We start from the raw sequence: 26,919 nt of genomic DNA, 5'->3' as shown, positions 1-26,919 counted from the left end.
CCTTCCGCCGCAGTACAGACCACCCTCTAGTCTGTGATCATGGGCGTTCCGGGTACGCGCACCACCGGCCCGGAACGCGGGCACTGGACGGATGCGGAGTCTCGATGAACTTCTGGTCGATCTATCAGCACGGATTCGCGCGGATCGCCGCGTGCACCGGCCATGCCGCCATCGCCGACCCGCCTGCCAACGCGGAGGCCGTGTTGCGGCAGGGGCGCCGGTGTGCGGAGGAGGGAGTCGCCGTCGCGGTCTTCCCGGAACTCTGCCTGTCCGGCTATTCGATCGAGGACCTCCTGCTGCAGGACACGGTCCTGGATGAGGTCGAGCAGGCACTCCGGACCCTGGTGGCCGGTACCGCGGACCTCATGACGGTGCTCGTCGTCGGCGCCCCGCTCCGGCACCGCCATCGTGTCTACAACTGCGCGGTGGTCGTGCACCGCGGCCGCATCCTCGGCATCGCACCCAAGTCCTACGTGCCGAACTACCGCGAGTTCTACGAGCGGCGGCAGATCGCCGCGGGGGACGACGAGCGCGGCGGCACGATCCGGATCGGCGGCGCGGCCGTGCCGTTCGGCGTCGACCTGCTCTTCGCGGCGCAGGATGTGCCCGGGCTGGTGCTGCACGCGGAGATCTGCGAGGACATGTGGGTGCCGGTGCCGCCGAGCGCCGAGGCCGCCCTGGCCGGTGCGACCGTCCTGGCCAACCTCTCCGGCAGCCCGATCACGGTCGGCCGGGCCGAGGACCGGAAGTTGCTGTGCCGCTCCGCTTCCTCGCGCTGTCTCGCCGCCTACGTCTACGCGGCGGCAGGACTCGGTGAGTCCACGACCGACCTGTCGTGGGACGGCCAGACCATGATCTACGAGAACGGCGTCCTGCTGGCGGAGACCGAACGTTTCCCGCAGGACGACCGGTACGCCGTGGCCGACGTGGACCTCGACCTGCTGCGGCAGGAGCGTCAGCGGATGGGCACCTTCGACGACAACCGCCGTGCCCACTCCGCGCGTACCGAGAGCTTCCGGCAGGTGGAGTTCCGGCTCGACCCGCCCACGGCGGACCTCGGCCTCAAGCGCCGGGTCGAGCGGTTCCCCTTCGTGCCGGCCGACGCGGACCGTCTCGCCCAGGACTGCTACGAGGCGTACAACATCCAGGTGGCCGGCCTCCAGCAGCGGCTGGCGTCGATCGGCGGTCCCAAGGTCGTGATCGGCGTGTCCGGCGGCCTGGACTCCACGCACGCGCTGATCGTCGCCGCCCGGGCGATGGACCGCGCCGGCCGCCCGCGCAGCGACATCCTCGGCTTCACGCTGCCCGGCTTCGCGACCGGCGACCACACCAAGGACAACGCGCACAAGCTGATGCGCTCGCTCGGCATCACCGCGGCCGAACTCGACATCACTCCGACCGCACGCCTCATGCTCAAGGAACTCGGGCACCCGTTCTCGTCCGGCGAGCCGGTGTACGACATCACCTTCGAGAACGTGCAGGCCGGGCTGCGCACCGACTACCTGTTCCGGCTGGCCAACCAGCGCGGGGGCATCGTGCTCGGCACCGGTGACCTGTCCGAGCTGGCCCTCGGCTGGTGCACGTACGGCGTCGGCGACCAGATGAGCCACTACAACGTCAACTCCGGCGTACCGAAGACGTTCATCCAGCACCTGATCCGCTGGGTCATCGGCAGTGAGCAGTTCGACGAGGAGACCGCGAAGACCCTGGCGGCGATCCTCGACACGGAGATCAGTCCGGAGCTCGTGCCAGGCGAGGAACTCCAGTCCACGGAGTCCAAGATCGGACCGTACGCGCTGCACGACTTCACTCTCTTCCACGTGCTGAGGTACGGGTTCCGGCCGTCGAAGATCGCCTTCCTCGCCTGGCACGCCTGGCACGACAAGGAGGCGGGTGCCTGGCCGCCCCACTTCCCCCTGCCGAAGCGGGGCGAGTACGACCTGCCGGAGATCTGGCGCTGGCTGGAGGTGTTCTGCCGCCGCTTCTTCGGGTTCGCGCAGTTCAAGCGGTCGGCCATGCCGAACGGGCCGAAGGTGTCGGCCGGCGGTTCCCTCTCCCCGCGAGGCGACTGGCGCGCCCCGTCCGACAGCACGGCTGACGCGTGGCTGCGGGACCTCGCGCGCTGGAACATCACCGGCGAGGAAGAGTGACACCTCCGACCGACCGGGCGGACACTCCCGGGAGTTGCCCCACTCCGGTCGGTCCCGGATCGGGTGACCTCGGCAACGACAAGGCATGATCAGCCGCCTCGCGCGCGACACCTGCGACTGGTTTCAGCCACTCAGAAGCCTCGACGTACGCCCCAATGGACTGGATCACCACAGATTGATGCATATTTCAAATATGCAAATGCGCCGCCGGTGCGACCCCGACAGAAACGACGCAACCCCCGGCCTCTTTGCGCAGACTTGAACAAAGTTGCGCCCCTCCTAGCCAGCCGCAATGGACCTACTCGTGGTTCGGACTCCTCCAGCCCCACCATGAGAACCCTCAGGCACCGCGCGCACCGATCCGCAGAACTCACATCGCAGGCCACACGGCGCCTGGACAAAGAACACGCCTGACCAGGAAACCGACAGCGTGCTACCCCACAAGAGCAAGCCACACATGATGACCTGGCCACGGTCGCGAACTGCCTCAACTTCAGCGGACCGCCCTCCGTAGCTCTGGAGGGACAACGCAGACCGCCAACAAGCCCTAAGATCACGCCGATCTCACAGCGCTCAAACAAACAGAGGTGAACATGAACGGGGCAGCGATGCGTCGGTACGGTGCAGCAGCGCTCGCATTAGCGAGCTGTCTGGGCGTGGCAGGTTGCGACTCCGACAAACCCGGAACAAAGGACACACCGGCTCAGCAGGTACTCAACCAAGCGGCCTTGGAGAAGGCCGTACTTCCCGGCGGCATGAGAATCGGCAGTGGTACCCACGGACTGGGCAACGGAACCGTGCACGTTGTCGCCCCCGACGCCACCAGCCCGACCGCATGCGTGCCCGTGCTCGCCGCTGCCGACGGGGCAAGCAGGTACCAGCCCGCAGCCAGCGTGACGCGGATGATGGACACCGGGAAGGACGCACTCACGGTCAACCTGGCAACCTACTCAGCCAAGGACGCCCAGCACGCCATGCTCGACCTGAAGGACGCGCTGCACTCCTGCCGCCAGTTCTCCGGCGCCGGCGCCTCCCACATCACGTGGACCCAGGTCCACACGGCACGTCAATGGGGCGAAGGGGAACAGGAACTCGCCTTCACAAGCCAGGTCCACATAGGCGCAACGAAAAGCACCCCCAACATCCCCAGCGAAGTCCACGTCATCCGTGTCGGATCGACCCTCGCCACCTTCACCGCACAAAACCTCGCGGGCACCAGCGCCATACCCACCGTCTCCCACACTCTGGTCCATCGCCAAATCACGGCCCTCACTACGCCGCACGACGACTGATCCCTCACCGGGGCCGCACGGCTCCTGTGCAAGCACGCGCAAGGCCCGCACACCGCCGAACGCGCTGTCATCCATCTGTCCGCCCTGCCCGACCGGGTGCAGCGTGTCGCCGTCGCCCTCAACATGGACGTCGAAACTGGGCTGACCTGCGGATCACTTACTCACGCCGCCCTGACCATGCAATGCGTGACCGGCATCGGCTGGACCTTCAGCCCACCCGCAGACCCGGACATACGCGCCATGGTCATCGTCGAGCTGTACCGGCACCACGTCAACGGCGAGCTCGTGTGGAAACTCCGCGCCATCGGCCAGGGCTGGGCAGACGGACTCGACGGACTCGCCCGAGCCCACGGCGTGAACGTCAATAGCGGCTCTGACGTGCGGCGCACCGCGTTTCTCAGCGGTTTCTCCGGTTCGATGCGATGCGGTACAGGCGCTCACCGCAAGATCTGAGCGGTCCACGCCGAGGAGAGCCAGCTGGGGAATTCCTGCAGCAGCCGGTCGTAGAGGAGATCGTCGCGTACGGTGCGCGGGTCACGGTCGGCGTGGAAGAAGCCTGCGTGGTCGGCGATGCGATGTCGAGGTACGGCCAGGTCGTCGAGACGACGGAGAAAGGCGAACTCGTTGTCGTCGGGGCCGCCGAACCCGATGAACTGCCAGAACAGCGGCAGCCGCGCAGCTTTGCACAGGTAGCGTTCGGCGGCGGACTTGCTGGTGGGCCCGCCGTCGGTCTGGAAGATCACCAGGGCTGCGGCGTCGCTTGCGGAAGCCAGGTAGTGGTCGATGACCTCGTCCGGGCCTGGGCCTGCACCTTGGACAGGCTGATCGCCGCTGCCTCATTCTTCGCCGTGCTCATGATCCCCGCTCCTGCCTCAGGTGCCGTCCCCAGGGGGAGCCGTTGAGCCGTATCCAGCCGTTGCAGCAAAACGATCCGCGTTCGCTTGGCCCCTACCGTCTCGTGGGACGCCTGAGATCGGGCGGCATGGGCACCGTGTTCGCCGGTCTCAGCCGTGCGGGAGAGCGGATGGCCGTTAAGGTCGTGCATCTTGCGCAGGCCTCCGACGAGGAGTTCCGGGCCCGCTTCAGGCGAGAGGTCATGCTCTCGCAACGCGTCACGGGCCCTTGCCTGGTCCCGGTCCATGACCAGACACCGAGGCAGCTGCTCCGTCGCTGGCTACCCGCTTCGTCCCCGGCCGTACTCTCGAGGAGCAGGTGCAGGCCGAACCCGGCGTCGGCGAACACATGCCCGGTGATAGCTGGTCGCTCCCGCGACCCGCGTTCACGTGGTGCAGTCGATGCCCTCCGCCGGCTTCGGCGAGTGACAGGACTGTGACTAGGCAGGACCCCAGGACGGGTCCGGGCTGTAGTTGAGGCCGTTGCAGTTCCAGCAGTCCCAGCCGCACACGAACAAGAAGTACACCGATGCTCCCGCCACGGTCCGCGTCCCGCTCACCACCATGCACTCAGCGAGCCACCCGGTGCGGACGTCACCAGGGCCAGGAGGTCGTCCGGGATCCCGGCGCGGTCGGGGTCGGCGGACATCACCCGGGCCGCGACCGCATCCGGTGGATTGCTGCCGAACGGGAGGCGTCCGGTGGCGGCGTAGGCGATCAGAGCCGCCCAGGCGAAGACGTCCCCGGCCGGTCCCGCGACGCCGGTGCGGTAGCCCTCGGTGCTGATCCACCCCGCGGTGCCGGTCATCACGCCGGTCCGAGTGACCGACGTGCCGTCCAGGGCGTGGGCGATACCGAAGTCCAGCACCCGGGGCCCGTCGAGAGCCAAAATGACGTTCCCCGGCTCGGTGAGCACGTCGCCGCGCACGGACCGCTGTCCGGGGCCGTTGGCCAGCCAGGGAACGTCCGCACCGCAGTCGGCGGCCAGCAGCGGCACCAGACGGGGTCCCGTGACCCGCCGGGACAGCTCGACCTCCCGCTTGAACCGGGCCCGAAACTACCCGTCGCCGGCCTGCACCGGGTGGACGACCTTGACCGCCACCCCCCGCCCGTTGGCATCCAGAGCGGCGTGGACCGTTCCCATACCGCCCGAACCCAGTCGGCCCATGACCCGGTACGGGCCGATCCTGCCAGGATCACCAGGCCGCGATGCATGAACACGCGCAGACAACAACGCCCCCCACAGGCAAGAACACCCCAGCCGCCTCAGCCGGATCCGCAACTCTCTCAGACAAGACACGCGGAGGATGCGGAGCGCCGATTCCGATGACGAGGTGGCCGTGAGTTCTTTGACGAATCCGCGCGGCGATCTCCCGTGCGAGCCGGTCTGTTTGCGGCGAGAAGGGGTGCCCCTCGATCGTTTGCTAATTCATGAAGCACATCGCTGCTCGAAGCGCAGGCGGTCAGACTTTCTATGTCGACGGACGGCGATCGGCCGCGGATGCCCGTGCCGGCCGGTCGGTGGAGGATGCGACAGGTCCCGGGCGCGCATAACCCGATATCGTCCGCGCGTCCCACGTACCGTCAAGCCACCCGCCGATTTTCGCCGTCGCCCCCGCAGGCACGACGTCCGTGCCACCGGGCCGGAGTCGGCCTTCCTCGATGTCACCGTCGGAACAGGAGCACGTCCATGCGTCTCTACGCCCAGACCCCAGCGCGCCGGGGTCGTCAGCTGATGGCGGATCTGATCGCTCTGCTCCTGATCGCGATCACGGTGAAGTTCGCCCTGGTCGTCCGTGACGCGATCCTGACGCTGGCCGAGCCCGGGCGGAAGGCCGAGAGCGCGGGCGACAGTCTTGCCTCCGGTCTCGACGACGCCGGCGATGCGGCCTCGAAGGTCCCGTTCGTCGGTGACTCGTTGAAGAAGCCGCTCAAGTCCGCGGCCGAGGCCGGCACGAGTCTCTCCGATGCGGGACAGTCGTTGCAGGACACCGTGGGCCATGTCGCCACGCTCACGACGATCGCCCTGATCGTTCTCCCGACCGCCGTGATCCTGGTGTTGTGGCTCGTTCCACGGCTGCGGTGGATCCGGCGTAGCGCCACCACTCGTCGCCTTCTCGATGCCCCCGGTGGCGCCGACCTCCTCGCGCTGCGTGCGCTTACCGGGCCGCAGCGGCCGCTGGCCGCGCTTCCCACGCCGCCGGATGGCCTGGCCGACGCCTGGCGTCGCGGGGACCCAGACGTCATTGCCGACCTGTCGACGCTGACGCTCCGACGCGCGGGGCTTCGGCCCTGACCGGGGGGTGCCCCCTGGTCCTTGCCGGCCTGGTCGCCGTGGTGCTGTTCGTGCTGCAACCTCGGCTTCACGAACTTGCAGGTCCTAGCCCCGTGGACCGGGGTAAGCCCGGTTCCAAGATGCATGTCCTGTCCGACGCGAACGGACTGCCCCTACGCGTCGGAGTCTCCGCCGCCAACACCCACGACAGCAAGGCCCTGAAGCCGATGCTGTCCCGTTTCCACATGGGACACGAATCCCACGCGACCGATTCCAAGCCTCAACGCCTTCATGCGGACAAGGCGTACGACGTGCCTCACCTGCGGCGATGGCCATGGGGCAAGCGCATCGGCGTCCGCATCGCCCGCAAGAACGAGTCCATTGAGCGACTCGGCCGCCGAAGGTGGGTCATCGAACGCACCATGTCCTGGCTGACCGGCTACCGCCGACTCAACCACCGCTACGAGCGGAAACCAGGCAACTACCTGGCCTTTCTCGGACTGGCCGCAGCCCTCTGCTGCTACAAACGGCTCCGGAAACTGACCATGTAGGACGCGGTCCTAATCCGAACCTGCGCTTCCCCACCTGACCCCGGCCTCTTGGACCTGACGGTGGCCGCAAGGCCGGCATGCCTCGACGGTTGCGCCCCGGTCCTGGTTGAGGTCCGCCTCAGCAGCGATAGACGGGCTCGGGGTCGTGCTCCCTGCTGTCGTGCCCATGCCTCATGCTGTTCCATGCGTTGATGAACCGAGGGAGACGACATGACCGAGGAAGAACTGATCGCGGCAGTCAGGAATCAGACACCCGCCGACAATTTGGCACCGGTCGCTACCGGCACCGTGATCTCCGCCGTCGAGGCGGAGGTCGGTCACCCGATGCCCCGTTTCCTCCGCAGGCTCTATGCCGAAGTCTCCAACGGCGGCTTCGGTATCGACGGCTGGGAGTGCGCCTCATTGAGCCCGCTTCCTGGCCACCACTTCTGCGACGGCGAGGACATCCTCGAGCTTCACCGCGGTTTCACCACTCCCACCCAAGACCTGGGTGATGAGACCGTCCCGCCAGGCATCGTTCCGATCATGGACCGCGGCTGCACGATGTGGACCCTTGTCGACTTCCGCACGACCGACGGCCGCATCTGGGTATGGGATGGGAACGAGTGCTGCCGCAAGCTCTGTCCCACCACCATCACCTCCGTGCGGGAGTATTTCGCCGAGGGCATCGCGGGTCGACTGGACGGCCCCAGCCCGCTGCACAGCCAGTTGATAAGGGAGTCCTGCGAGCACTGAGGATCGAGCGGCTGGTGTCTCGAACTCCGAGCGGAAGCGTCACCCCTGCTGGCGCAGGGCCTCCAGCGCCTGCTGCCGGGTGGCCGGTCGGCACCGGCCGCTCTTGGCCGCTGCCCAGCGCACTTGGCGGTGCCTTTCAGTGCCTGCGACGGTGGGGGGCGACCTCGTGTGTGGTCAGCGCAGTTCGACGGAGTAGGCACTTCCGCTGAACTCCCAGCCGTCGGTGCCGGCGCCGATGTCGGCGACGATGATCTCGTCGACGAAGAGGTCTTCGAGGTCGTCGTCGCGCAGGTCGCCGGCCATCCACAGGGCTTCGATGTCGCTCCAGTCGCCGCGGCTGACGTCGATGCGCAGGGGGCGGCGCGGCGGTTGCCGCGTTCGCGTTCGTCGTTGCCGGTCTTCACTCGGCCGCTGATCATCTCGTACTGGCCGTTATTGACGGTGTCGGTGAGGGGTTCGGCGGGGACGAAGGCGACGTTCTCGTAGGCGGTGTGGATGAGGTCGCGGTAGCTGCGCCGGACGTTGTACTCGGGGTCCGACAACCACTTGCGGAGGCAATCGCCGAGACCACGCGGCGTACAGGACACGGCCGTTGCGGACGAGCGCGGTGTGCCGGGCCGCCCCGAGGCCGATCAGACTGCCACCCACCTGCGGCTCGTCTGCGACCAGGACCAGGCGCCCCGGATGCAGGCCACCGGTTGCGTCGTCCAGCCCTGCCACGCCGAAGCAGTGCGCCGCACTCGCCGACGGTGCCTCCGCTCCGGCCGGGCGCAAGGCGTACCGCGCGTATGCCAACCGGATCGCTGCAGTGTCAACGGCTCCCTAATGATCTGCGGCGGACAAGGCTCCTTCCCGATGACGGCCGACTGCCGTCACTGCAGTGTTTCTCCCGGTGCTCGTTCTGCGGATTCGGCGAGCTGGGCGGCCAGATTCTTGAGCGCTTCTCGTAGTTCGTCGGGATGGTGGATGGTGAAGGGCCATTCCAGGGAGGCGAGCAGGTGGGCCATGCCCTCCAGCCGTTCTGCCCGTGCGTGCATGAGGACGCCGGTGGGCTGGGCGGTAAGGGTCACCGCTGAGCGGGGCAGTCGGCGGGCGATCTCATCGAGGGGGCCATGGATCGTCACCTCGACCTGCCAGCGGTAGGGCCCCTGGGCGAGGGTCGAGGTGAGGTGGGCGACGGGGTCGAAGCCGGCGGGTGCGGTGAAGCTGTGGGCTCGGGGGGTGACGGAGGCGATGCGGTCGATGCGGAAGGTCCGCAGGCTGTCGCGGAGGTGGTCGTGGCCGACGACGTACCAGCGGCCGGTGTGGAAGACCACGCCGTAGGGGTCGATGTCGCGGTCGGTGTGTTCCTGGCGCCAGGACTGGTGGTGGATGCCGATGGTCGTGCGGGCGCGGGAGGCGTTGGCCAGTGCCAGCAGGACGCCGGTTCCGGGTGCCTGACCGATCACGGCGTTGGCGGTGAACGACAGGGTCTCCCGCATGGCGGCGAGCGGTTCGCGCAGGGCGTGCGGGAGCACCCGTTCGATCTTGGCCATGGCACCGGCACTGGCTGGTGCGGCGGTGCCCATGCCCAGACGTTCTGCGGCGAGCAGGCCAAGGACGACGGCTAGGGCCTCGTCGTTGGTGAGGACCAGGGGTGGCATGCGGTAGCCGCGGGCCAGTCGGTAGCCGCCGTAGCGGCCGCGTTCGGCCTCCACGGGGATGCCCAGTTCCCGCAGCTGGGCGGTGTACCGGCGCACCGTGCGCACGTCGGTGTCCAACCGGTCGGCCAGCTCCGTCCCGGTGAGCCGGGCGTGTGACTGGAGGAGTTCCAGCAGGGTCAACACGCGGGTTAGGGGATGCGACATGGATCACTCGGCATTTCAGGGCGGATTCTGTCCTGTATTGACTTTACGCTCCCCGCAGCACCTCACTTCAGGGAGACCACATGGCCACCTTCGTACTCGTTCCCGGCGCCTGGCTCGGGTCATGGGCCTGGGAAGACACCGCCCGAGCTTTGCAGGAGCGCGGCCACACGGCGCTGCGACTGCCGACTCAAGGGCAACGGCGTTCACCAAGCCATGCTCGGCATCGCCCGACTCCACAACCTGGCCCTCACTGGATAACTCATGCCCCCATACGGGACAACCTCTAGACCCCGGCTCGCGACCAGATGACGAACCGGCGATGGACAGTCGACTTCGACGCCCCGAAGCACGGTGGCAAACCCCATGCCCAGGACAACTGTCAACTGACCATGTAGGACACGGTCTTACCCGTACCGTCACTGCCGTCGGTTTACAGGCGTTTCTGCACTCAACAGGTGGCGAGGCTGACCACGCCGGTGTCCAGGCCGTAGCAGGCACCGCGCAGCAGTAGGCCGACGGCGGCCCGCTGTCGCAGACGGGCTTCACCGAGAGAACGTCACTGCCCCTCACGTCGTCAGAGATGAAATCTAACGATTCCTCCGACTCATGACTATGACTGTGATGACACCGAGAATTCCCCCGACAATCAAGGCTGCAATAAGTGACGTACCCATTATATCTCCTCGAATCCCCTTCAGTGATCCCAACTAGGCATCTGCTGATTCTAATTTTTCGAAGCGAAATAAACTGCACTCGCCGTTACAGGAGCCATATTCCCTTGCGTTGGACGCTTTTACTGAGGGAGCCAACTGCCGTGCCTGCGAGGTCTCGCTGAGCCTCTCTGATCCCGGGGTTACCAATGCCGCCGCGAGAAGGGGGACTGGCAAGCGTAGACGCATGGTCGGCCAGCTCAGCAACTGCATGAAATCCGAAGTTTTCGGCTGACACATTCCGTTCCCCTCCCTTCTCGCGGCTGCAACTTAATTTTTTCACCCTGCGTGATGTTCCGTTACGACTGTTGCCTAGCTAGGAGGTGAACTCTTCCCAGGTGTAATCGACGGCCCCTGTTGCGAGTCCGCCGTAGCCACCTATGGCTGCACCGGCCAAGCATCCGCCTCCAGCTCCTACGGGCCCTGCTACAAGACCTGTTACAGCGCCTGTCACACAACCACCCACCGCACCTGCCAGAGCAGCGCCGGCTGACTTCAAAGAGAAGCCTTTCAAGCTCCACAACCCCGAAGGGTCGATGCGGTTGACGGGGTCGCCCTCGGCGTAGAGGTAGGGGTTCTGTTCCTGGCCGGAGGGGTCGGGCTGGGTGAAGCGGCCGATGTTGGCGTCGTAGTAGCGGGCGCCGTAGTGGTACAGGCCGGTGGGGTCCTGGTAGCCGCCGGCGAAGCGGTAGGGCTGGGCGACCGGTTCGGTGGACTGGGCCAGGATGCGTACGCCGCGGGGGCTGTAGGCGTACGAGTCGACCTTGTTGCCGTCCTCGTCCGCCAGGGCGACCACACTGCCGATGGCGTCGGTGAGGTAGTAGTACGCCTTGCCCCCGGTCGTCATGGTGTTCAAGGTGCCCCCGGGTTCCCGGTTGAATCCCATGTCCACACTCGCGGTGGTCTTGGCGGACAGGCCGAGCGGGCCGTTGTGGAAGGTGGTGTCGCCGAGTTTGATCCGCTCGCTCTGGTCGGTGGAGCCGTACTGGCCTGCGTACGTCTTGGCGTTGACGGTGACCGACGACATCTGCGAGTGGTCCGACCAGGTTTCGCCGGTACGGATGTAGTCGTCGGTGGAGGCTGCGGCGGTCTCGTTGCCGATCTTGTCGTAGGACCAGGTGCCTGTTGTGCTGGACTTGTTCGTCAGCTGCTGGGCGTCGTTGTAGGTGTAGGTGGTGCCGCGCGGGCAGCCGGGGTCCGCGCCCTGGGAGGTGAGGTTGCCCGCGAGGTCGTAGCAGTACTGCCAGGAGTCGGCGATCGCGCCCGCCTTTTCCTCCTTGGCGTAGGAGAAGCGGCCCGCCCCGTCGTAGCTGTAGGTCCGCTTCAGGCCGGAGACGCCGTCGGTGCTGGTGCGGATCTTGCTGCCGTCCGTCGTGCCGCCGGTGCCGTACCCGTAGGTGTAGGAGAGGTTGACCAGGGTCCCTTGGGGCGAGGTGGTCTTGATGGCCTCGGGGCGGTTGGACTTGTCGACGGTGACCGTCTGTACGGTGCCGCCGGGATAGGCGGTGGTGGTGCGGACGTTGTTGTTGTTGTACTTGTACGTCGTCACGCGGCCTTGGGGGTCCTTCAGCTCCTTGAGCTTGTTGACCTCGTTCCAGGTGTAGTCGACCTTGCCGGCCGGGTCCTGGTAGTAGTCGACGTTGCCAGCCGCGGTGTACGCCAGCAGGGTCTGCGAGCCGTCCTGGAGCGTTCGGACCGTCTCCCGCTGGAGTGGGTCGAACTGGTATTTCACCGTGCCGGTGCCGTCGGTGCGCTGGGTGAGGTTGCCGTCGCCGTCGTACCAGTACTCGACCCTGGCCTTGTTGGTGGTGTCGACGACCTTGATGCGGTCGCGGTTGTCGTAGGTGTAGGTGACCGTGACACCGCGGGCGTCGGTGACCGTCTTGGTGCGGCCCAGCGCGTCATAGGTGTAGGTGGTCTTGGCCAGCGGTGCGGGTGGGGTGACGGTGTCCAGGTTGCCCTTGGCGTCGTAGTGGAAGTCGGTCACCACCGTCTTCGACGACGTCATCTTCGTCTTCTCGGTGCAGCGCTGGCCTTCGAATCCGCCGCACGTCGGGGTGGTGGGGTTGTAGGTGTAGGAGACGTTGCCGCCGCCCGTGCCGGTCTGTGCGACCGACATGGTGTTGCCGGCCGCATCGTAGGTGAAGTCGGTCTTCTCTCCGTCGGGGTTGGTGGAGTCGGAGGGCACGTCGCCGGCGCCGGCGATGGTCTGCCAGTGGTTGACCGTCTTGCCGCCCGTCGGCAGGGTGACGGTCTCCAGGTTGTTGCGCGTGTTGAAGCCGTAGTCGGTGGCGTTGCCCGGGGTGGTGCCCGAGCCCATCGCGTCGGTGGCGGTGTCGATGTTGTGGTTCGCGTCGAACTTCGTGGACCGCTTGTGGCCCAGGGCGTCCGTCACCTCGGTGACCTGGCCGTCGCTGTCGTGCTGGTACTTCGTCGCGTGGGACTCGGGGTCGGTGGCGGTGGTCGTACCGGAACCCGTCGCAGCGTCGCTGGTGTACGCGTACGTCCACGTCGGGCCGGTCTGCCCCGAACCATTGAACACGGTCGCACGCAGCATGGAGGTGACGCGGTTGGCATCGTCGTAGGTGAAGACCGTCACCCGCCCTTCAGCGGTGGTGATCTTGTCGATGCGGCCCCAGTCGTCGTAGCCGAAGACGACGGTCTTGCCGTCAGTGTCCGTGGTGATCGTCAGGTTTCCGGTGTCGTCCACGCCGTAGGCCGCGGTGCGGCCGGTGTTGTCCTGGGCCTGCCACAAGTTGGGGTCGACCTGGGTCAGGTCGATCCAGCGGCCCGAGCGGGTCTCGGTGAGTTTGAATCCGCCGCCGGTGTGCTGGGCGACGGTGATCGAGCCCTTGTTGCGGTCGGTCACCTTCGTCAGGGTCCCACCCGCGTTGTAGGTGTCCTTGGAGTGGGACTTCCAGTCGTTCAGGGTGTACGTGCCGTCGCTGTTCTTCTTCAGCTCCTGCGAGTACCCCTTCGGGGTGGCGAACGTGCCGTCGGTGTTCTTCTTGAACCGGACGGCCGCACCGCTGGAGTCGTAGAGGACGGCTTCGGTGCCCGAGATCGACAGGTAGCGCTCGTACTGCTGCCACCACCGCTGGGACACCTTGCCGTGCGGCGCGTCCAGCGAGTTGTAGGTCCGCGCCAGCATCAGTTTCTGCCCGACGCCGGCGATGTCGAAGTCGGCCGCGGTGAGCATCAGGTTGCCGGTCGAGTAGTCGATCCGCGCGGTCAGCGCGTCCGTGATCGCGAAGTCGGTGATGCGGTGCCAGGGCACGTTGCCCTGGCCCTCCGGCACGAGGTTCAGGACGCCGGCATCCTGCGCCGCGGAACGGGAGGACTTCCCCGCCGGCGCGGCGGGCGCCGCGGCACGCTCCTTCTGCGCCTTGCGCCAGGCCGCCAGCTCCCTGGACGGCTTGCGCTCCGGGCGGGTGGCCACCGGCTCGGTCGAGCCGACCTTCACCTTCGGCATGCTGAAACGCGGAGCATCCTTGCCCCAGGCCGACACCGGCTTGGCGTCGTCCGCAACCGCGGCAGCGGCCGGGAGCATCGACAGCGCGAGCGCGCCGGACACCACAACCGCCGCAGCGGACAGACGAGTCGTTCGTTTGCGGGCACGCCGAACGGGCGCGCCGAAGGCACGTAAGTGCACGACTTCCCCCCACAGGAAGATGAGTCCCGGCAACCCCGATAGTCACCAGGAACACACAACCTGTCACAGGAACCGTATGAAGGTTCGAGCCGTACCCGTAATTTTCTGACCCATGCACCCCGGAATCAGCCCCGCCGGTTTCCTGGGGCAACCTCAGCAAAAGCCGCAAATTCACACGGCAAGGCATTCACGCTGACTGGTGTAGACCTTGCGGCCATTCTCTGAAGCGTCCGAAACCTGCCGTACTTCCCGGTCGGACCTTCTGCTTCCGCCTTCATACGCGAACTCGGCCTTCGAGGCGTTCTATCCGCGACGGCGAGGCCCGGATGAGGGTGGTGACGGCCTGGTCAGTCGACCCCGAATACCTCGCCGCGCCGTCGGGTGTTGCTGGAGATCGGCCACGTGGCAGAGCAACGCTGCAGCAGCAGGAGAGCTACCAAGCTCTTGACCGGCCAGAAGTGCGCCATGGACGGCACCTACGCCTGCCAACAGGCGGTTTGTCCAGCCTCACTTTCGTATCGTCGTGCTCGCGCTCGTCGGCGGATCTGTCTCGAAGAGTGGCCCGACCGGGTGGAAGAGCTCGAGCGGCAGTTCGCGACCGCTCAGTCCGGGGTGCTGCGGCGTTCGTCGTCCTGAGCCGTGGCGTAGTCGTGCCCGTCTGGATGGCGGGCGAGGCGGGCCATGACCCACGCGGTCTTCGCGTCCATCCCCTTGCCGAAGTCGGCGGCCAGGCGCCGCGCCTGCCACGTCGTGCGCGGGGCGAGCACCCACCGTACGAGCAGGAAGCGGACTCTTCCGGTGCCGGCCGTCGTTCGGCCTGCCCCGTCGGGGGCGTCAGCAGAGATGAAATCGGGGGGTCGGGGTCGGTCACGATCGCGAGCCTGGCGACGGCCACATCACCACGACGGACATCGGACCGGAGATCACCGAAACGGGCGACCTCGGAGCCCGATGGTTGACGCCCGCTGGACGTAGCGCAGGAATTGAAGGCCGGGCAAGGAGCGAACTTCGTGGATCGCGCCCCGCTCGGGCACGGGTGCGCCGTACGGCCGCTTCTACGGATGGCGACCGGGTGACGCCGGGTCAGGCACGGGAGGGGATCTGAGGATGGTCAGTGCCCGTACGTATCCGCTGTGGCGGGATCTTGCGATGGGCGGCTTTGCCGAGGGTCAGGACCTCGGGGGAAAGCGGGAGGGGAAGAGCGTGGAAGCAGCGACGGCCCGGTCCGACCGGGATGAGGTGTTCGGGTCCGGCCACAAGCTGTCCGACTGGCTGGACGAGCACCCGATCAAGTAGCGGACGCTCTGAAGATCTTGGCCCGGAGCTGATCGTAGGGTCGGTCCCATGATCGACACAGATCATGGACCGGAAGCCACGCCGCTGCGTATCGACATCGAGTCGGCGTTCGCGCAGCTGCGGGATCTCGCGGCCGCGACCGGATCGGCCACACGAACCGGATGGTGGGCTACTCCTACGGGTACGTCGGCGCCCCCTCACCAGCACCGCCGGGTCCGGGCACTGGCCACCCTCGCCGCCGGCCCGCACACCCCACCTACGGCCGTCGCGGACGTCCTGAACAGGCTGCACCCCGCCGAACTGGCCTGGATCGCCGAGAAGGCCGGCGGCAGCGACTGGTTCCTGGCCGCAGCGGCCGCCGTCCCCATACCCGAAGAGGAGGACGACGGTGCGGTGCGCCTGCTGGACGACGAACTCAGCAAACACCCCGACCTCGGCAGCCGTCCTGCAGTCCTGGCTCGACTCCCCCGCCACCGGTGAGATCCTCGCCCGCTCTGAGGTCTACCGCGCCGTCGTGACGTCCCGCTTGCGACCCTGGAGCACCTGCGCCAGGTCCCCGCAGACGCGGTCCTCTCCGCCACGCACCCGAGATCACGAAGTCACGGCTCTCAACCTGAGTGCTTTCGATCCATGGACCATGGTGAGCTGCGTTGTCGTGTCTCCATCCCAGAGTGCCCGCCCCTCTCGGTAGGGCCTGGTGTCGGCGTGGGGTGAGTACTTCTGACCGTGGCCAAGCCTCCAGAGTGGAGCGCCGCTGTCACGGATTCTTGTGGCGAGAGCTGGTGGGCTGTCGGGGCACCCGAACTGGCGCATCTCCGTGGGAGCGGTTCAATACCTGCGCGTGAACCCTCCTGGCCGCTTCGGACAACAGGGGGTGGAATGCACGCCACTCCTATTGCACGAAGAAGCGAGGGCCTCGTGGGGGATCCACCCACCGACGACGCGCTGGTCATCCAGGAGTCCCTGGATCGGCCGGAGATATTCGCCAGGCTTTACGACAGACACGCCGCCGAGATCCACCGGTATGTGATGCGCCGGCTGGGCGACACTCACGCCGACGACATCACGGCGCAGACCTTCCTCATCGCCTTTCGCAACCGCGCCCGCTACGACGTCGCGCGCGCCAGTGCCCGGCCGTGGCTCTACGGCATCGCCGGCAACCTCATCGGCAGCCACCGCCGCTCCGAAGTGCGGGCGCTTCGGGCGCTGGCCCGTACCGGTGTCGACCCGGTGGCCGAGTCCTGGTCGGAACGGGCCGACGAGCGGGTGACGGCCGAGGCCTCGCAGCAGGCGCTGGCCGGGGCGATCGCGGCCTTGCCCGGGAAGGACCGGCATGTGCTGCTGCTGGTGGCCTGGGCGGATTTCACTTACCAGGAGTGTGCCGACGCCCTCGGGGTGCCGGTCGGCACGGTCCGCTCCCGGCTGAGCCGGGCGCGGCGCAAGATGCGTACGGCGCTCGGCGCCGACCCCACGCTCGTAAGCGACCACAACGGGGCGGTAACCCATGGATGACATGACCAAGATGCACGAGCTGCGCGCCGATGCGCCGACGCCGGACCGGGTGCGGCTGGTTCCCGGCCGCCAGAAGCTGCTGGGAGCAGCGCAGCAGGGCTCTGCCCGCAGGATGCGGCTGGACTGGCGCGTGACGGCTGCGGGGGTCGCCGCGACGGTGATCACCATCGCGGTGCTGGTGACCATGCTCGTCGGTGGCGATGGACCCGAGCGCGGCGTGCAGCCTGCCAGCCCCGACCTGACGTCCGCGACGGCACTCCTGGAGCAGGCGGCGGAAGTGGTGTCGCAGCAGCCTGATCTGCATCCGCGCGACGGTCAGTGGGTCTACCTGAAGACCGCGCAGTGCCAATACGGAGCGTCGGACGCGGCGCCCGATGCCAAGCCCGAGGTGAGCGAGGAGTGGGTCCAGTACGACAGCCCCGTGAGGGAGGACGATAAGGACGGCGACAACGAGCCCTCGCAGCGGCGGCTGTATCGCCTGCTCGCCTCGCTGCCGGACGACCCCGCCGAGATCCGGAAGCAGGCGGTGGACATGTTCCCCATGGGCAAGGACACCGGCTTGACGGGAGAGCAGCTCGAGACCTTCGCGCTCCTGGCAACCCTCGACGAGGCCTATCCCGTGCCTCCGCAGGGGATGGCCAAGCTGTACCGGGCCCTGGCCGCGGACCCCGGGATCGAGGTGGTCCCGCACCTGGTGAAGGATCCCATGGGGCATGACGCCATCGCCATATACCCGGACCTGGGCAGCAAGGCCGTTCAGCGCCGGCAGTACCTCCTCGACCCCAACACCTTCCAGTACCAGGGAAACCAGTCGGTCGTGGTGCGCAACTACAAGGAGAAGTATGAGGGCGGCTCGTCGGCTGGGCCTTCGCGCAAGAAGGGCGAGGTCACATTCTGCGAGATGAAGATGACCCAGTCCCTCGTCGACCGGGACGGCGAGAAGCCCTAATCCTTGATGTGCTGGTTGACCAGGTGCCAGGAGGTGCCGGTGAAGGGCCGGCGGCCCATGACCATCTCGTAGGCTCTCGTCTCCGTCGACGCGGGCCAGGTGGTGCTGCGCTCCAGGCGTGGCACCGAAAGGGAACCGTTGTTTCCGGAGGTCGTGGCCGGAGCCGCGCAACTGCCGGACGCGACTGCGCTGGACGGCGTTAGGTGACCTGCACGGGTGTCTCAGACCCAGGGTGCCCCAGGCGGCGCACCTGCCGTAGACGAGACGCGTTCGCCGCCGATGGGTTGGGGAGCCGAAGAAGGAAATAGGGTCGCGCGGCCGTCTGCGCGGCACAGATAACCTGCGCCAATGAACGCGGGTTGAGCGGGCCGCCGACGTGATTGTCGGCTCAGCGGTGGGTGACGCCCCTCCGCCAGCTCGGGGCGCCGGACCTGGTCGACATTACCGAAAGCGTTGGCCAGAGCAGGCCGTTGAAGCAGTACACGTTGCTACTGGCGCGGCAGCGCGGCCGGGGCCGGGAGTGGTGCAGTCAGGTGGGCGGCGGCTGCGTCTTGCCCTGGCCGCGCGGGATTCCGAGGGCGAGAGGAAGGTCTCGCGCGAGATCCTCGACCAGGGCCGCGGGATGCAGTTCGGTGCGGCTGCCGCACAGGAGGTCTTGGAGCGCGCGGACCTGCGGCGGGGGCCGACGCAGGTGACCGACCAGATGCGTCCGCACCGGCGCGGAGTGCCCGCCGACATCGTGACAGGCTGCGCGCACTGCGGCAGCTGGGGCATCACCACCCGCCTGTGCAACGCTTGCTCAGGCTGGCACTACGGCGCGCACGCGACGATCTTCCCGTACATGCGAAGACGAGCCTGTGCCGGGGCTGTCTGGCGTTCGTGCGGAACGAGCGTCAGCCGTCCTGCCCCCCCTCTCAGCACCGCACCGAGGCAAGGGCACTGCTGGAACAGTTCGCTGTCTACCTTCCCGCCACAGCCGGCGGGCAGCCGAAGCACGCCCACTCCATCCAGCTGCTGCACCGCCTCCTGGCCTACACCAGCGTGGAGGAGCCTGTCTCCGAGCGAGACGTGCGCGCGCGGTGCTGGAGCCAAGCGTCTCTCTGCACCGGGTCGTGTTCTTCCTACATGCGTGCGGACTGCTCACACCCGACCACGACCGCAGGACGGCCACCAGCTCCTCACTGGCCCGCCTGGACACCGCCCGCAGCAACGCCTGGCATCGCCAGGCCATGGAAGCCAAGCTCCGACAGCTCCCCGACGCCATGGCCGACCAGATGCGGACCTGGGTCTGTCCGTCGCGGAGTGGGCCGCCGCCCCCACCCGCCCGCCGACTACACACGCATCCGCCCGTGGCCGGACGATGGAGGCACCCGGTCCGGCTGCCGCGGGTACGCACCGACCTGGCACCAGCGGACGTCCCGCTGTTCGGCGAGCGGGCGTAGGTGTCACGGTGGCTGCATGTGGCGGGCCAACCTGCGGCCCCAGGTCTGGCTCGGCGCTTCAATGCAACGGTAGGTCAGCAGGCACAGGGGCAGCAGCACGGTGAAGAACGCCACTTCGAGCGCAGGACTGTCCTGCCGCCGTCGGCCGATCGTGCTGTCGATCACCGCTAGCAGCACGGGATGCACAAGATAGACGGAATAGCTGATCATTCCCAATCCGGTCAGGACCCGAGGTATGCGTCGGCGACGTGACGCCAACCCGGCGCCGAACGTGAGCACAGCCAGCAGGAACGCGACGATCCAGCCGCGCCGTGTGAAGTGGCCACCGTCGCCGTACCGGTACGCACTCCCCACGGCACAGGCGACCACCAGGACGGCAGTGCCAGCGGCTAAGCGCCAGGTGGTCTCACCGTTCTCGGCACGGTAGACGGCGGTGCCGAGGAACATCACGGCGAGGATCACCAGGCCCTCCCACACCGAAACCGTGCCGTTGAACGTGATCAGGACGAGCGCCAGCACCCCGCCCAACACACCCCCGAACACCCGGAACACGGGTGACCTGGCGCTTGCACAGCAGATGGCGATCACCATGGCGATCGAGGCACACGCGATCAGTGAGCCGGTGCCGACCAAGCTGGACAGGGCAGAGGCTGGCAGCACTACCCCTGCCATCACGCTTACAGCGGCAAGCACGGCCAAGATGACCGCGACCGCCGCAGACTGCCGGTGAAGGCGCACCGTGAAAGAAGCGACGACCAGCAGGTAGAAGGACATCTCGTAGGAGAGCGTCCACAGGATGAGCAGGAGATTGGGTGTTCCCAGTAACTCCTGGAGCATCGTGGCGTGGGCGACAGCCACAGTGACAACGCTCTGCTGACCGAAGTCACGCATGTCCGCAATGCCCGAGAGGTTGGCGGCCAGGAACACAGTGACGACAGCTGCCCACAGCGGGTACACCCGGAAGATCCGTCCGATCCAGAACGTCCGGACGCAGCCCCGGCGTTCCAGCGACGCGGGGATGATGTAGCCGCTCACCAGGAAGAACACCATGATGCCGTAGCGGCTGGTGTTGAACTGCGGCATCAACTCCCGCCGGAAGTCCGCCATGAACGTGTACGACGAGTGGTCGAACACTACGACGAGCGCGGCGATGCCGCGCAAGGCGTCCAGCCAGCCCAACCGCGACGAACCGGCCATCGTGAGGGCCGTCAGTAATCGCGATTTGAGTGAGAGTGAAGGTGTCGGTGAAGCAGGGAGGATGGGTGGGGATTGCATGCGCAGACAGACTCCTCTTTGGTGAGATCTTGGTTGGGCCGGTCGTGGAGCGGGTGTCGACGTGGTCCGCATCGGGTGGGGGAGATCGCTAAGCCTTCGATCCTGCTGGCGCGCTTGGCCGCCCTGCTGGCCGCCGACGACCAGCAGGGTTTCCCGCAGAGCGGTCCCCCGCGCCGCTCGCATCAACGAGTCCAGCGGCTATGGCGTTGTTCGGCAGTACCGTTCTGGGGGCCGAACAATGACGGGGCGCGCGTGCCGTTCGGGTGTCATAGAGGTGCATGGGTTGGCTGCCCGCTCTGATGAAGGGGCAGCTGGAGGGGTGAGGGTGTGACGGGTCGTCGTGAGGTGCCGGTGGATCCGGCGGCGGGTCCGGTGCAGCGGTTTGCGTTCGAGTTACGCAAGCTGCGGGCGGAGGCTGACGGGATCACTTACCGGGCTCTGGCCCAGCGGGCGGGCTACTCGGTGACCACGTTGTCGCAGGCGGCGGCGGGCGAGCAGTTGCCGACGCTGTCGGTGGCCCTGGCCTATGCGGGGGCGTGCGGTGGGGACCTGGCGGAATGGGAGGCCCGGTGGGAGGAAGCGGTGGAGGAGTCCGCCGGTGACGGCTCTCAGGACGGCGACGGATCACTCGCGCCGTACCGGGGCCTGGCACGGTTCGAGACCGGGGACAGCGCCTTGTTCTTCGGCCGGGAACAACTCACCGCCGACTTGGTCGACCTGCTGCGCCGTCGCCGGTTCGCGGCGGTCTTCGGCCCCTCCGGCAGCGGCAAGTCCTCCCTGCTGCGGGCCGGCCTGATACCCGTCCTCCGGCAGGTTCAGGAGCCGAACCTGCGTCCGGCCGCGATCCGGATCCTCACTCCGGGCGAACGTCCCGCCCGAACCCATGCGCCCCTCCTCACACCCGCAGTTCCCGGCGACGGAAGCGCAGGGGCGGACACGGTCGTGATCGTCGACCAGTTCGAGGAGGTCTTCACCCTCTGTCACGATGCCGCCGAACGCGCCCGTTTCATCGATCTGCTGCTGGCCTCCCAAAGGCCCGGGAGCGGCCTGCGGGTGCTGTTGGCGGTGCGCGGCGACTTCTACGGCCGCTGCGCCGAGCACCGCGACCTGGCCGACGCACTGCGCGATGCCAACCTCCTGGCCGGTGCGATGAGCCCTGCGGAACTGCGTGACGCCGTCGTCAAGCCGGCCACGGACGCCGGACTGATCGTGGAACGTGCCCTCACCGCCCGGCTGGTCAAGGAGGTCACCGACGCGCCGGGCGGGTTGCCGCTGCTGTCCCACGCGTTACTGGAGACCTGGCGCCGCCGCCGCGGCAAGACACTGACCCTGGCGGGGTACGAGGCGGCCGGATGCCTGGACGGCGCTATAGCCAGGACCGCCGAGAAGGTCTACGGCCGGTTCACCGAAGGCCAGGCCGGTGCCGCCCGCCGGGTGTTGCTGCGGCTGGTCGCCCCCGGTGACGGCACCCCCGACACCCGCCGTCCCGTCGAGCGCGCGGAACTGCCCGGCACCGGCCGGGATGACACCGCTCATGTGGTGGAGGCACTCGCCGGGGCGCGGCTGCTCACCCTGGACGGCGACACGGTCGAGATGGCCCATGAGGCTCTGATCACGGCCTGGCCGCGGCTGCGCGGGTGGATCGAGGAAGACCGCGAACGCCTGCGTGTGCACCGGAACCTGACCGAAGCGGCCCACGCCTGGCAGGAACTGGGCCGCGAAAAGGGCGCTTTATGCCGGGGAAGCCGGCTCGCCGCCGCCCAGGAACACTTCGGCATCGCACCGCGCGAAGACCTGAACGACCTGGAGCACGCCTTCCTAGACGCCAGCCGCGACCACGAGCACAAGGGCCGCCGCCGCTACCGGCTGGTGCTCACCGCGGTCACCGCCGCCCTGTGTCTCGCCCTCGTCGCCGCCGGCCTCGCCGTGGGACAGTGGCGGAGCGCGGTCACCGCCCAGCACCTTGCCCAGTCCCGGCAACTGGCCGCCCAGTCCAGTGCACTGCTGGCCTCCGAACCCGACCTCGCCTCACTGCTCGCTGTCCACGCCTACCGAACCAGCCCGACCCGCGAGGCCACCGCCGCCCTGTATGCCGCCGCGGCGCTGCCGCTGCGCAAGCGCCTGACCAGCGGCACCGAACCCGTGGTTTCCATCGCCCTCAGTGGGGATGGACACACCGTCGCCGCTAACAGCCGAGACGGCAAGGTGCGGATCTGGAGTCTGCCCGGAGGCCAGCTCCGACACACGTTCGCCGGCTACGACAGCGGCGAAATCACCGCGTTCAGCCTCGACGGACGCACCCTCGCTGTCGCTACCGCCCATGGCGCCGACGGGATGATAGGGCTACTGGATCCCGTCGCCGGCAGGAAACTCAGAACCATCACCGTCCCCGACGGTTCGGTACGCGCAATGGCCTTCAGCCCTGACGGCCGTACCGTCGCCGCCGCCTCCCCGGCGGCTGTGCGGGTGTGGGACGTGGCCACCGGCCTCCTGCGGCACAGTTTCACCAGCGACCCGCGGGCGGTGGCCTTCGGCCCGGATGGACATACCGTCACCGCGGTAGTCCGCAGCGGACTGGTGCGGGTGTGGGACGTGGCCACCGGCCGCCCCCGGACCGCCCACGACAGCCGAATTAAGGGCGGTGCGGTGGCTTTCAGCCCTGACGGCCGGACATACGCGGTTGTCCGCACCGACGGTCTGGTGCAACTGCGAGAGGTGGCCACCGGCATCGTCGGGCGCACCATCAGCGACAGTCCCATCGGAGTGAACGAGGTGGCTTTCGCCCCGGACGGGCGGACCCTAGCCATCCCGGGCCGGGGGGACACGGTGCGACTGTGGGACACCACCTCCGGCACAGCGCAGGCCACCGTGACCGCCGGTCACCACGTACGGGGAGCCATGAAAGTAGCCCTCAGCACAGACGGCCGCACCCTGGTGACCAGCAGCAACCTCGATCCCACCGTCCGCGTCCACCGCCTGCCAGCCGACTACCCGCAGACCACTCTCCCAGGCCCTGACAGCACATACGCCGCCGACATGGCGTTCAGCCCGGACGGACGCACAGTGGCCACGGTCCGCCAAGGTCCACCCGGCCGTGGATCAATACAGCTTTGGGACGTCAAGACCGGCGATCGCAAAGCCACCCTGGCGCTCGGCCCCGACCAGGCACACCGGGAAAAGCAGCCGCCCGTCACGGTTTCCCGCCTCGCGGCCGTGGGATTCAGCCCGACCGGGCGCGCCCTGGCTGCCAGGGCCACCAAGAACAGGGTGCTCGAGGCCCGGGACGTTGCCACAGGCCGTCTACTCAAAACCCTTACTCTGAGCGTCATCGACACGGCGGTCTTCAGCCCTGACGGGACACGGCTCGCCATCGTCGGCGAGAAGGGAACGGTGCGAATCTGGCACCTTTCAACCGGCGCATTACACACCGCCCACACCAGCCCCGGCGAGTCCGTCAGGGCGGTGGCGTTCACCCCGGACAGCCGCACACTCGCCGTCGTGGACATCGAGGACGGCAGCGACCAGGTCACGCTGCTGGACACCGCAACCGGCCGCACACAACGCACCATCAAACCGAGCACCCCAAGCCCACTGTCTCTCGCGTTCAGCCCGGACGGGCACACCCTGGCCACCGCAAGCAGGAGCGGAGTCGTGAACACGTGGGACAGGCGCACCGGTCAGCTCCAAGACAGCTTCAGCGTCAGCGGTGAGGTGGCGTCACTGGGGTTCAGCTCCGATGGACGCACCCTGGCCGCAAGCACCGTAAGAGGAGTCCAGCTGTGGGACCTCGCCACCAGCCAGACCAGAATCACCCTGCCGACCCGCTCCCTCGCAGCAGTGGCGTTCAGTCCGGACGGACAAACCCTGGCCGTCGGCGCGGGCAGCTCCGTCGGGCTATGGAAAGTCGACCTGCCCGACCCGGCCCACGCGATCCGCAACATCTGCCAGGCCATGGACACCACCCTCACGCCTCTGGAACAGTCCCGCTACCTGCACGAACAGTCCGCTGAAACCGGCTGCCAGCCGGCCGCGCGATAGGACCTCACTGCGCGGCGGGCAATGAGCCGACTTCAGGCAGGGCCGGAACGGTGCGGTGCGGTGCGGTGCGGTGGTAGCAGGTAGATGCCCCCGCTCCGGGTGCCACGTCGGCGCGCCGTCCGCAGGGCAGATCATCGCGCGCCCTCACCGCCCCGCTAGCGAGAGGCTGGCGGGGACGGGAGGAGATGCACTTCGGGCTGGAGAGGACGTCTCAGTTGGGGTGGCACGAGGCAGACTCCCGCGCCCGCGTGGCCAGCACGGTGACGACGGCGGAGGACGCGGTCCTCAACTGATCCGCCGTGCCACCGACCGCAGCCTTCACATACTTCACCATCTCGATGGCCCTCGCCCTCATTGGAATCCTGGACGCGGCCCATTGCCCCGTCCGCGAACTCGCCGCTCAACCCAGGCCAATGGCAACATCAACGCACGGGTTCGCCTCGGCTACCGTGAGTCGGGCGAGTCCTGGGCGGACCTGCTGCGCGACTGCGCCCGCCGAGGACCCGGTGCTGGCGGTCGGCGACGGGGCTCTCGACTTCTGGAAGGCCCTGGCCGAGGTCTTCCCCGCCGGCTCGGCATCAGAGATGCTGGGTTCACAAGATCGCCAACGTGCTGAACGCTCTGCCGAAGTCGGCCCAGCCCGGCGCCCGCAAGGCACATCAGGACATCTACAACGCCGAGGACCGCGACCTCGCGGCCAGGGCGATCACGACGTTCACCCAGGAGCGCACTCGGCACGGGCCCTCTCAACGTTGCCGCGGTCTCGCCCGCGGGCTGATCCCTGTCGCCTGGGACGGCGCACGCTTGCTGCTGCGGCGCGTCTCAGTTCCTGATGAGAGGCTCGTAGGGGTGGCCCTCAAGCGTGAAAATGAGGACGAAGTTCACCCCCATCCGAACAGCTACCTCCCGTAAGCGAGCCAAGACGTCTGCCCTGGCCGGCAGGTCGAGGCCCAGGGCTGCCGCGGCACGGTCTCTCCGGGCCACGAGATCCGGCATGTCCTTCAGGTACTCGGCCGCGAGCTCGTGACTCTCCTCGTCCGTGAACGCCTGGCAGTCGCGCCACCAAGGGGTGACCAGCAGCAGCCGCAGGAGCTCGGGCAGGCCGATCGCAACCAGAGCCGCACGTCCTTCGGAGTCGGCATAAAGGACGGGACGTTCCTCGCCACCTTCACCGCAGAAGAAGTACGTCCCCCCGGCACCGTCGCCGGCGAAGCCTTCGAGCACGGCCCCCGAGGCGAGGTGGACTTCTTCGACATGGTCGCCTCGGTCCAGGTCGAAGTCACCCGGCCAAACGAGAAAACGGGCAGCTTCGTCCTGTTCGCGGACTGCAGCGATCAACGACTCCGTGGGCCGCACCTTACGGCTCACTGGGTTGGCAAGAATCTCTGCCCGTGCCTTCACGTCCAGAAGATCATGAACAGTACGCTGATGGCGAACAGGATGGGACCCGACGCCATCAGAGCAATCCCACAAATCTTGTAGAAGGTTGGGCCAACAACGTCTGCATCGTGGGCTCCAAGGCTGCCCAAGCGCTGTGCGCGCAGCTCCGACCGACGGGCGAGCTGAGCGTCGACAGCGCCGCTGAGGTTGAACGTCCAGCGCACGCCCTGGGCGGTCGCTACCGTGCCGACTGCGGCTAGAAAGAGGAGTCCCCATATCGAGGGGGACGAGCTGGAGCCGGACGTGGCGGCGATCATGAGCATGTCGCGATGATGACAGAGGTTTCAGCTGCCAGTACAGACCAGGCAATCACTGACCGCCGGATCGCGAGTCCTCCCGCTGCCTGGATAGCGGACGTTGTGGCCCTGCCGGATGCCCGCCGCGTCGATCTTGAGTCGTTAGCTGCCGTAACCCGTCATGTGCTACTCACCGCCGTGACAGCCGTTGGAGGATCCGGTCGGTGACGTGGATGCTGGCGACCCCGCACTTCAGACAGTCCGCTGTGAGGCTTTGAGCACTGTGGTGCTTATCAGGAGGACGGGGATGAGGTCCGGGTGACCACGCAGGGAGCCTCTCATTCTCGATGGCCTGTCGCGGCAGTGACAGCCCGAAGTACTGACCTGCAACCTTCAGCACTCGGCGCTTCGCTTCAACAGGCGACAGTTCCTCGTCCTCGCCAAGCAGATCGTCGATGGAGTTTTCCAACGCAACGACACCGGCCGCTTCCAGCGCCGGGCGCAGGAGGTCCGGTCGGGCTCCGACAGTGTTGTAACCGAAGCCCAATTAGAAGTGCAGTTGCAACTCACCGTCGGCCAGGACCAGCGTCGCAAGCCTGCTGTCGCCCATCCCTACAGCAGACCGC

General features: G+C 67.5%; 20 protein-coding genes and 5 pseudogenes. 14 read left to right on the top strand and 11 right to left on the bottom strand.

Translation table 11 applies throughout. The annotated features are described in order from the left end of the window. Positions 1–104 precede the first annotated feature (104 nt). From AC0ZLC_RS20195 to AC0ZLC_RS20185, 3 genes are all read left to right on the top strand, one after another. Entirely contained in the window at positions 105–2,150 is a 2,046-nt protein-coding gene (locus AC0ZLC_RS20195) for an NAD(+) synthase (RefSeq protein WP_476753357.1), read from the top strand. Positions 2,151–2,737: 587 nt separating this feature from the next. After that, the gene (locus tag AC0ZLC_RS20190) at positions 2,738–3,442 is read left to right on the top strand and encodes a hypothetical protein (RefSeq protein WP_476753356.1); all 705 of its coding nucleotides are present in this window, start codon (positions 2,738–2,740) and stop codon (positions 3,440–3,442) included. Positions 3,443–3,466: 24 nt separating this feature from the next. Continuing rightward, positions 3,467–3,895, top strand: a complete 429-nt coding sequence (locus tag AC0ZLC_RS20185) for a TerD family protein (protein ID WP_476753402.1) — start codon at positions 3,467–3,469, stop codon at positions 3,893–3,895. Here the strand turns inward: AC0ZLC_RS20185 and AC0ZLC_RS20180 are convergent. Continuing rightward, positions 3,880–4,236 (bottom strand): annotated as a pseudogene (locus AC0ZLC_RS20180) (VWA domain-containing protein); the annotation flags it as partial. The gene AC0ZLC_RS20185 and the pseudogene AC0ZLC_RS20180 sit on opposite strands and share 16 nt — an antisense overlap. Positions 4,237–4,921: 685 nt before the next feature. Further along, positions 4,922–5,362, bottom strand: a pseudogene (locus AC0ZLC_RS20175) (protein kinase family protein); the annotation flags it as partial. A 663-nt stretch (positions 5,363–6,025) separates the two neighbouring features. Between AC0ZLC_RS20175 and AC0ZLC_RS20170 the strand changes: the two are divergent. From AC0ZLC_RS20170 to AC0ZLC_RS20160, 3 genes and pseudogenes are all read left to right on the top strand, one after another. After that, positions 6,026–6,631, top strand: a complete 606-nt coding sequence (locus tag AC0ZLC_RS20170; protein ID WP_476753355.1) for a hypothetical protein — start codon at positions 6,026–6,028, stop codon at positions 6,629–6,631. Positions 6,632–6,654: 23 nt separating this feature from the next. After that, positions 6,655–7,161, top strand: a pseudogene (locus AC0ZLC_RS20165) (IS5 family transposase); the annotation flags it as partial. 210 nt (positions 7,162–7,371) lie between these two features. Then, entirely contained in the window at positions 7,372–7,896 is a 525-nt protein-coding gene (locus AC0ZLC_RS20160) for an SMI1/KNR4 family protein (protein WP_476753354.1), read from the top strand. 174 nt (positions 7,897–8,070) lie between these two features. On the opposite strand, the gene AC0ZLC_RS20155 is transcribed toward AC0ZLC_RS20160, so the two are convergent. Together AC0ZLC_RS20155 and AC0ZLC_RS20150 are read right to left on the bottom strand one after the other, a co-directional pair. Next, complete coding sequence (locus tag AC0ZLC_RS20155; RefSeq protein ID WP_476753353.1) at positions 8,071–8,199, bottom strand: hypothetical protein; 129 nt, start codon at positions 8,197–8,199, stop codon at positions 8,071–8,073. A gap of 569 nt (positions 8,200–8,768) precedes the next feature. Next, positions 8,769–9,722 (bottom strand): helix-turn-helix transcriptional regulator, encoded by a 954-nt coding sequence (locus tag AC0ZLC_RS20150; protein ID WP_476753352.1) that lies wholly within the window; start codon positions 9,720–9,722, stop codon positions 8,769–8,771. A gap of 198 nt (positions 9,723–9,920) precedes the next feature. Here AC0ZLC_RS20150 and AC0ZLC_RS20145 point away from each other — a divergent pair. Next, positions 9,921–10,001, top strand: a pseudogene (locus tag AC0ZLC_RS20145) (IS5/IS1182 family transposase); the annotation flags it as partial. 768 nt (positions 10,002–10,769) lie between these two features. Here AC0ZLC_RS20145 and AC0ZLC_RS20140 read toward each other — a convergent pair. Next, on the bottom strand, positions 10,770–14,003 hold the full coding sequence (locus AC0ZLC_RS20140; protein ID WP_476753401.1) for an RHS repeat-associated core domain-containing protein: 3,234 nt from the start codon (positions 14,001–14,003) through the stop codon (positions 10,770–10,772). Positions 14,004–14,707: 704 nt separating this feature from the next. Further along, positions 14,708–14,872 (bottom strand): hypothetical protein, encoded by a 165-nt coding sequence (locus AC0ZLC_RS20135; RefSeq protein ID WP_476753351.1) that lies wholly within the window; start codon positions 14,870–14,872, stop codon positions 14,708–14,710. Between the two features lie 340 nt (positions 14,873–15,212). On the opposite strand from AC0ZLC_RS20135, the gene AC0ZLC_RS20130 reads away from it, so the two are divergent. The 4 genes from AC0ZLC_RS20130 (at position 15,213) to AC0ZLC_RS20115 (ending at position 17,862) form a co-directional block, all read left to right on the top strand. Next, positions 15,213–15,401, top strand: coding sequence for a hypothetical protein (locus AC0ZLC_RS20130; protein WP_476753350.1), 189 nt, complete (start codon positions 15,213–15,215; stop codon positions 15,399–15,401). 48 nt (positions 15,402–15,449) lie between these two features. Next, a complete protein-coding gene (locus tag AC0ZLC_RS20125) occupies positions 15,450–15,881 on the top strand; it encodes a hypothetical protein (RefSeq protein WP_476753349.1) in 432 nt (143 codons plus the stop codon). Positions 15,882–16,280: 399 nt separating this feature from the next. Next, the gene (locus tag AC0ZLC_RS20120; RefSeq protein WP_476753348.1) at positions 16,281–16,913 is read left to right on the top strand and encodes an RNA polymerase sigma factor; all 633 of its coding nucleotides are present in this window, start codon (positions 16,281–16,283) and stop codon (positions 16,911–16,913) included. 1 nt (position 16,914) lies between these two features. Beyond that, the gene (locus tag AC0ZLC_RS20115) at positions 16,915–17,862 is read left to right on the top strand and encodes a CU044_5270 family protein (protein WP_476753347.1); all 948 of its coding nucleotides are present in this window, start codon (positions 16,915–16,917) and stop codon (positions 17,860–17,862) included. Here AC0ZLC_RS20115 and AC0ZLC_RS20110 read toward each other — a convergent pair. Beyond that, the gene (locus tag AC0ZLC_RS20110) at positions 17,859–17,987 is read right to left on the bottom strand and encodes a hypothetical protein (protein ID WP_476753346.1); all 129 of its coding nucleotides are present in this window, start codon (positions 17,985–17,987) and stop codon (positions 17,859–17,861) included. The genes AC0ZLC_RS20115 and AC0ZLC_RS20110 overlap by 4 nt on opposite strands. Before the next feature lie 404 nt (positions 17,988–18,391). Beyond that, complete coding sequence (locus tag AC0ZLC_RS20105; protein WP_476753345.1) at positions 18,392–18,577, bottom strand: hypothetical protein; 186 nt, start codon at positions 18,575–18,577, stop codon at positions 18,392–18,394. A 364-nt stretch (positions 18,578–18,941) separates the two neighbouring features. On the opposite strand from AC0ZLC_RS20105, the gene AC0ZLC_RS20100 reads away from it, so the two are divergent. Next, positions 18,942–19,304: a hypothetical protein gene (locus AC0ZLC_RS20100; RefSeq protein ID WP_476753344.1), complete on the top strand. Its 363-nt coding sequence runs from the start codon at positions 18,942–18,944 to the stop codon at positions 19,302–19,304. Positions 19,305–19,307: 3 nt separating this feature from the next. On the opposite strand, the gene AC0ZLC_RS20095 is transcribed toward AC0ZLC_RS20100, so the two are convergent. Continuing rightward, a complete protein-coding gene (locus tag AC0ZLC_RS20095; protein ID WP_476753343.1) occupies positions 19,308–20,501 on the bottom strand; it encodes an acyltransferase family protein in 1,194 nt (397 codons plus the stop codon). 405 nt (positions 20,502–20,906) lie between these two features. On the opposite strand from AC0ZLC_RS20095, the gene AC0ZLC_RS20090 reads away from it, so the two are divergent. Both AC0ZLC_RS20090 and AC0ZLC_RS20085 read left to right on the top strand, forming a co-directional pair. Then, positions 20,907–24,617, top strand: coding sequence for an nSTAND1 domain-containing NTPase (locus tag AC0ZLC_RS20090; protein ID WP_476753342.1), 3,711 nt, complete (start codon positions 20,907–20,909; stop codon positions 24,615–24,617). A gap of 442 nt (positions 24,618–25,059) precedes the next feature. Continuing rightward, positions 25,060–25,334 (top strand): annotated as a pseudogene (locus AC0ZLC_RS20085) (transposase); the annotation flags it as partial. Between the two features lie 105 nt (positions 25,335–25,439). Here the strand turns inward: AC0ZLC_RS20085 and AC0ZLC_RS20080 are convergent. Together AC0ZLC_RS20080 and AC0ZLC_RS20075 are read right to left on the bottom strand one after the other, a co-directional pair. Then, on the bottom strand, positions 25,440–26,018 hold the full coding sequence (locus AC0ZLC_RS20080; protein ID WP_476753341.1) for a hypothetical protein: 579 nt from the start codon (positions 26,016–26,018) through the stop codon (positions 25,440–25,442). Beyond that, the gene (locus AC0ZLC_RS20075) at positions 26,015–26,320 is read right to left on the bottom strand and encodes a hypothetical protein (RefSeq protein WP_476753340.1); all 306 of its coding nucleotides are present in this window, start codon (positions 26,318–26,320) and stop codon (positions 26,015–26,017) included. The genes AC0ZLC_RS20080 and AC0ZLC_RS20075 overlap by 4 nt, the downstream gene beginning before the upstream one ends. Between the last annotated feature and the right edge of the window lie 599 nt (positions 26,321–26,919).

This window comes from Streptomyces sp. GLSS-08, assembly GCF_056387915.1.
The sequence above is the reverse complement of the archived record's forward strand: the minus strand, read 5'-3'. Positions and strand labels throughout refer to the sequence as shown.

What these genes read in the sequence shown, in the direction of transcription:
- AC0ZLC_RS20195 (WP_476753357.1), top strand. Translation starts at nt 105, where the DNA reads ATGAACTTCTGGTCGATCTATCAGCACGGATTCGCGCGGATCGCCGCG.
- AC0ZLC_RS20170 (WP_476753355.1), top strand. Translation starts at nt 6,026, where the DNA reads ATGCGTCTCTACGCCCAGACCCCAGCGCGCCGGGGTCGTCAGCTGATG.
- AC0ZLC_RS20160 (WP_476753354.1), top strand. Translation starts at nt 7,372, where the DNA reads ATGACCGAGGAAGAACTGATCGCGGCAGTCAGGAATCAGACACCCGCC.
- AC0ZLC_RS20155 (WP_476753353.1), bottom strand. Translation starts at nt 8,199, where the DNA reads ATGGCCGGCGACCTGCGCGACGACGACCTCGAAGACCTCTTCGTCGAC.
- AC0ZLC_RS20140 (WP_476753401.1), bottom strand. Translation starts at nt 14,003, where the DNA reads ATGCTCCCGGCCGCTGCCGCGGTTGCGGACGACGCCAAGCCGGTGTCG.
- AC0ZLC_RS20130 (WP_476753350.1), top strand. Translation starts at nt 15,213, where the DNA reads ATGGTCAGTGCCCGTACGTATCCGCTGTGGCGGGATCTTGCGATGGGC.
- AC0ZLC_RS20125 (WP_476753349.1), top strand. Translation starts at nt 15,450, where the DNA reads ATGATCGACACAGATCATGGACCGGAAGCCACGCCGCTGCGTATCGAC.
- AC0ZLC_RS20120 (WP_476753348.1), top strand. Translation starts at nt 16,281, where the DNA reads ATGCACGCCACTCCTATTGCACGAAGAAGCGAGGGCCTCGTGGGGGAT.
- AC0ZLC_RS20115 (WP_476753347.1), top strand. Translation starts at nt 16,915, where the DNA reads ATGACCAAGATGCACGAGCTGCGCGCCGATGCGCCGACGCCGGACCGG.
- AC0ZLC_RS20095 (WP_476753343.1), bottom strand. Translation starts at nt 20,501, where the DNA reads ATGGCCGGTTCGTCGCGGTTGGGCTGGCTGGACGCCTTGCGCGGCATC.
- AC0ZLC_RS20075 (WP_476753340.1), bottom strand. Translation starts at nt 26,320, where the DNA reads ATGCTCATGATCGCCGCCACGTCCGGCTCCAGCTCGTCCCCCTCGATA.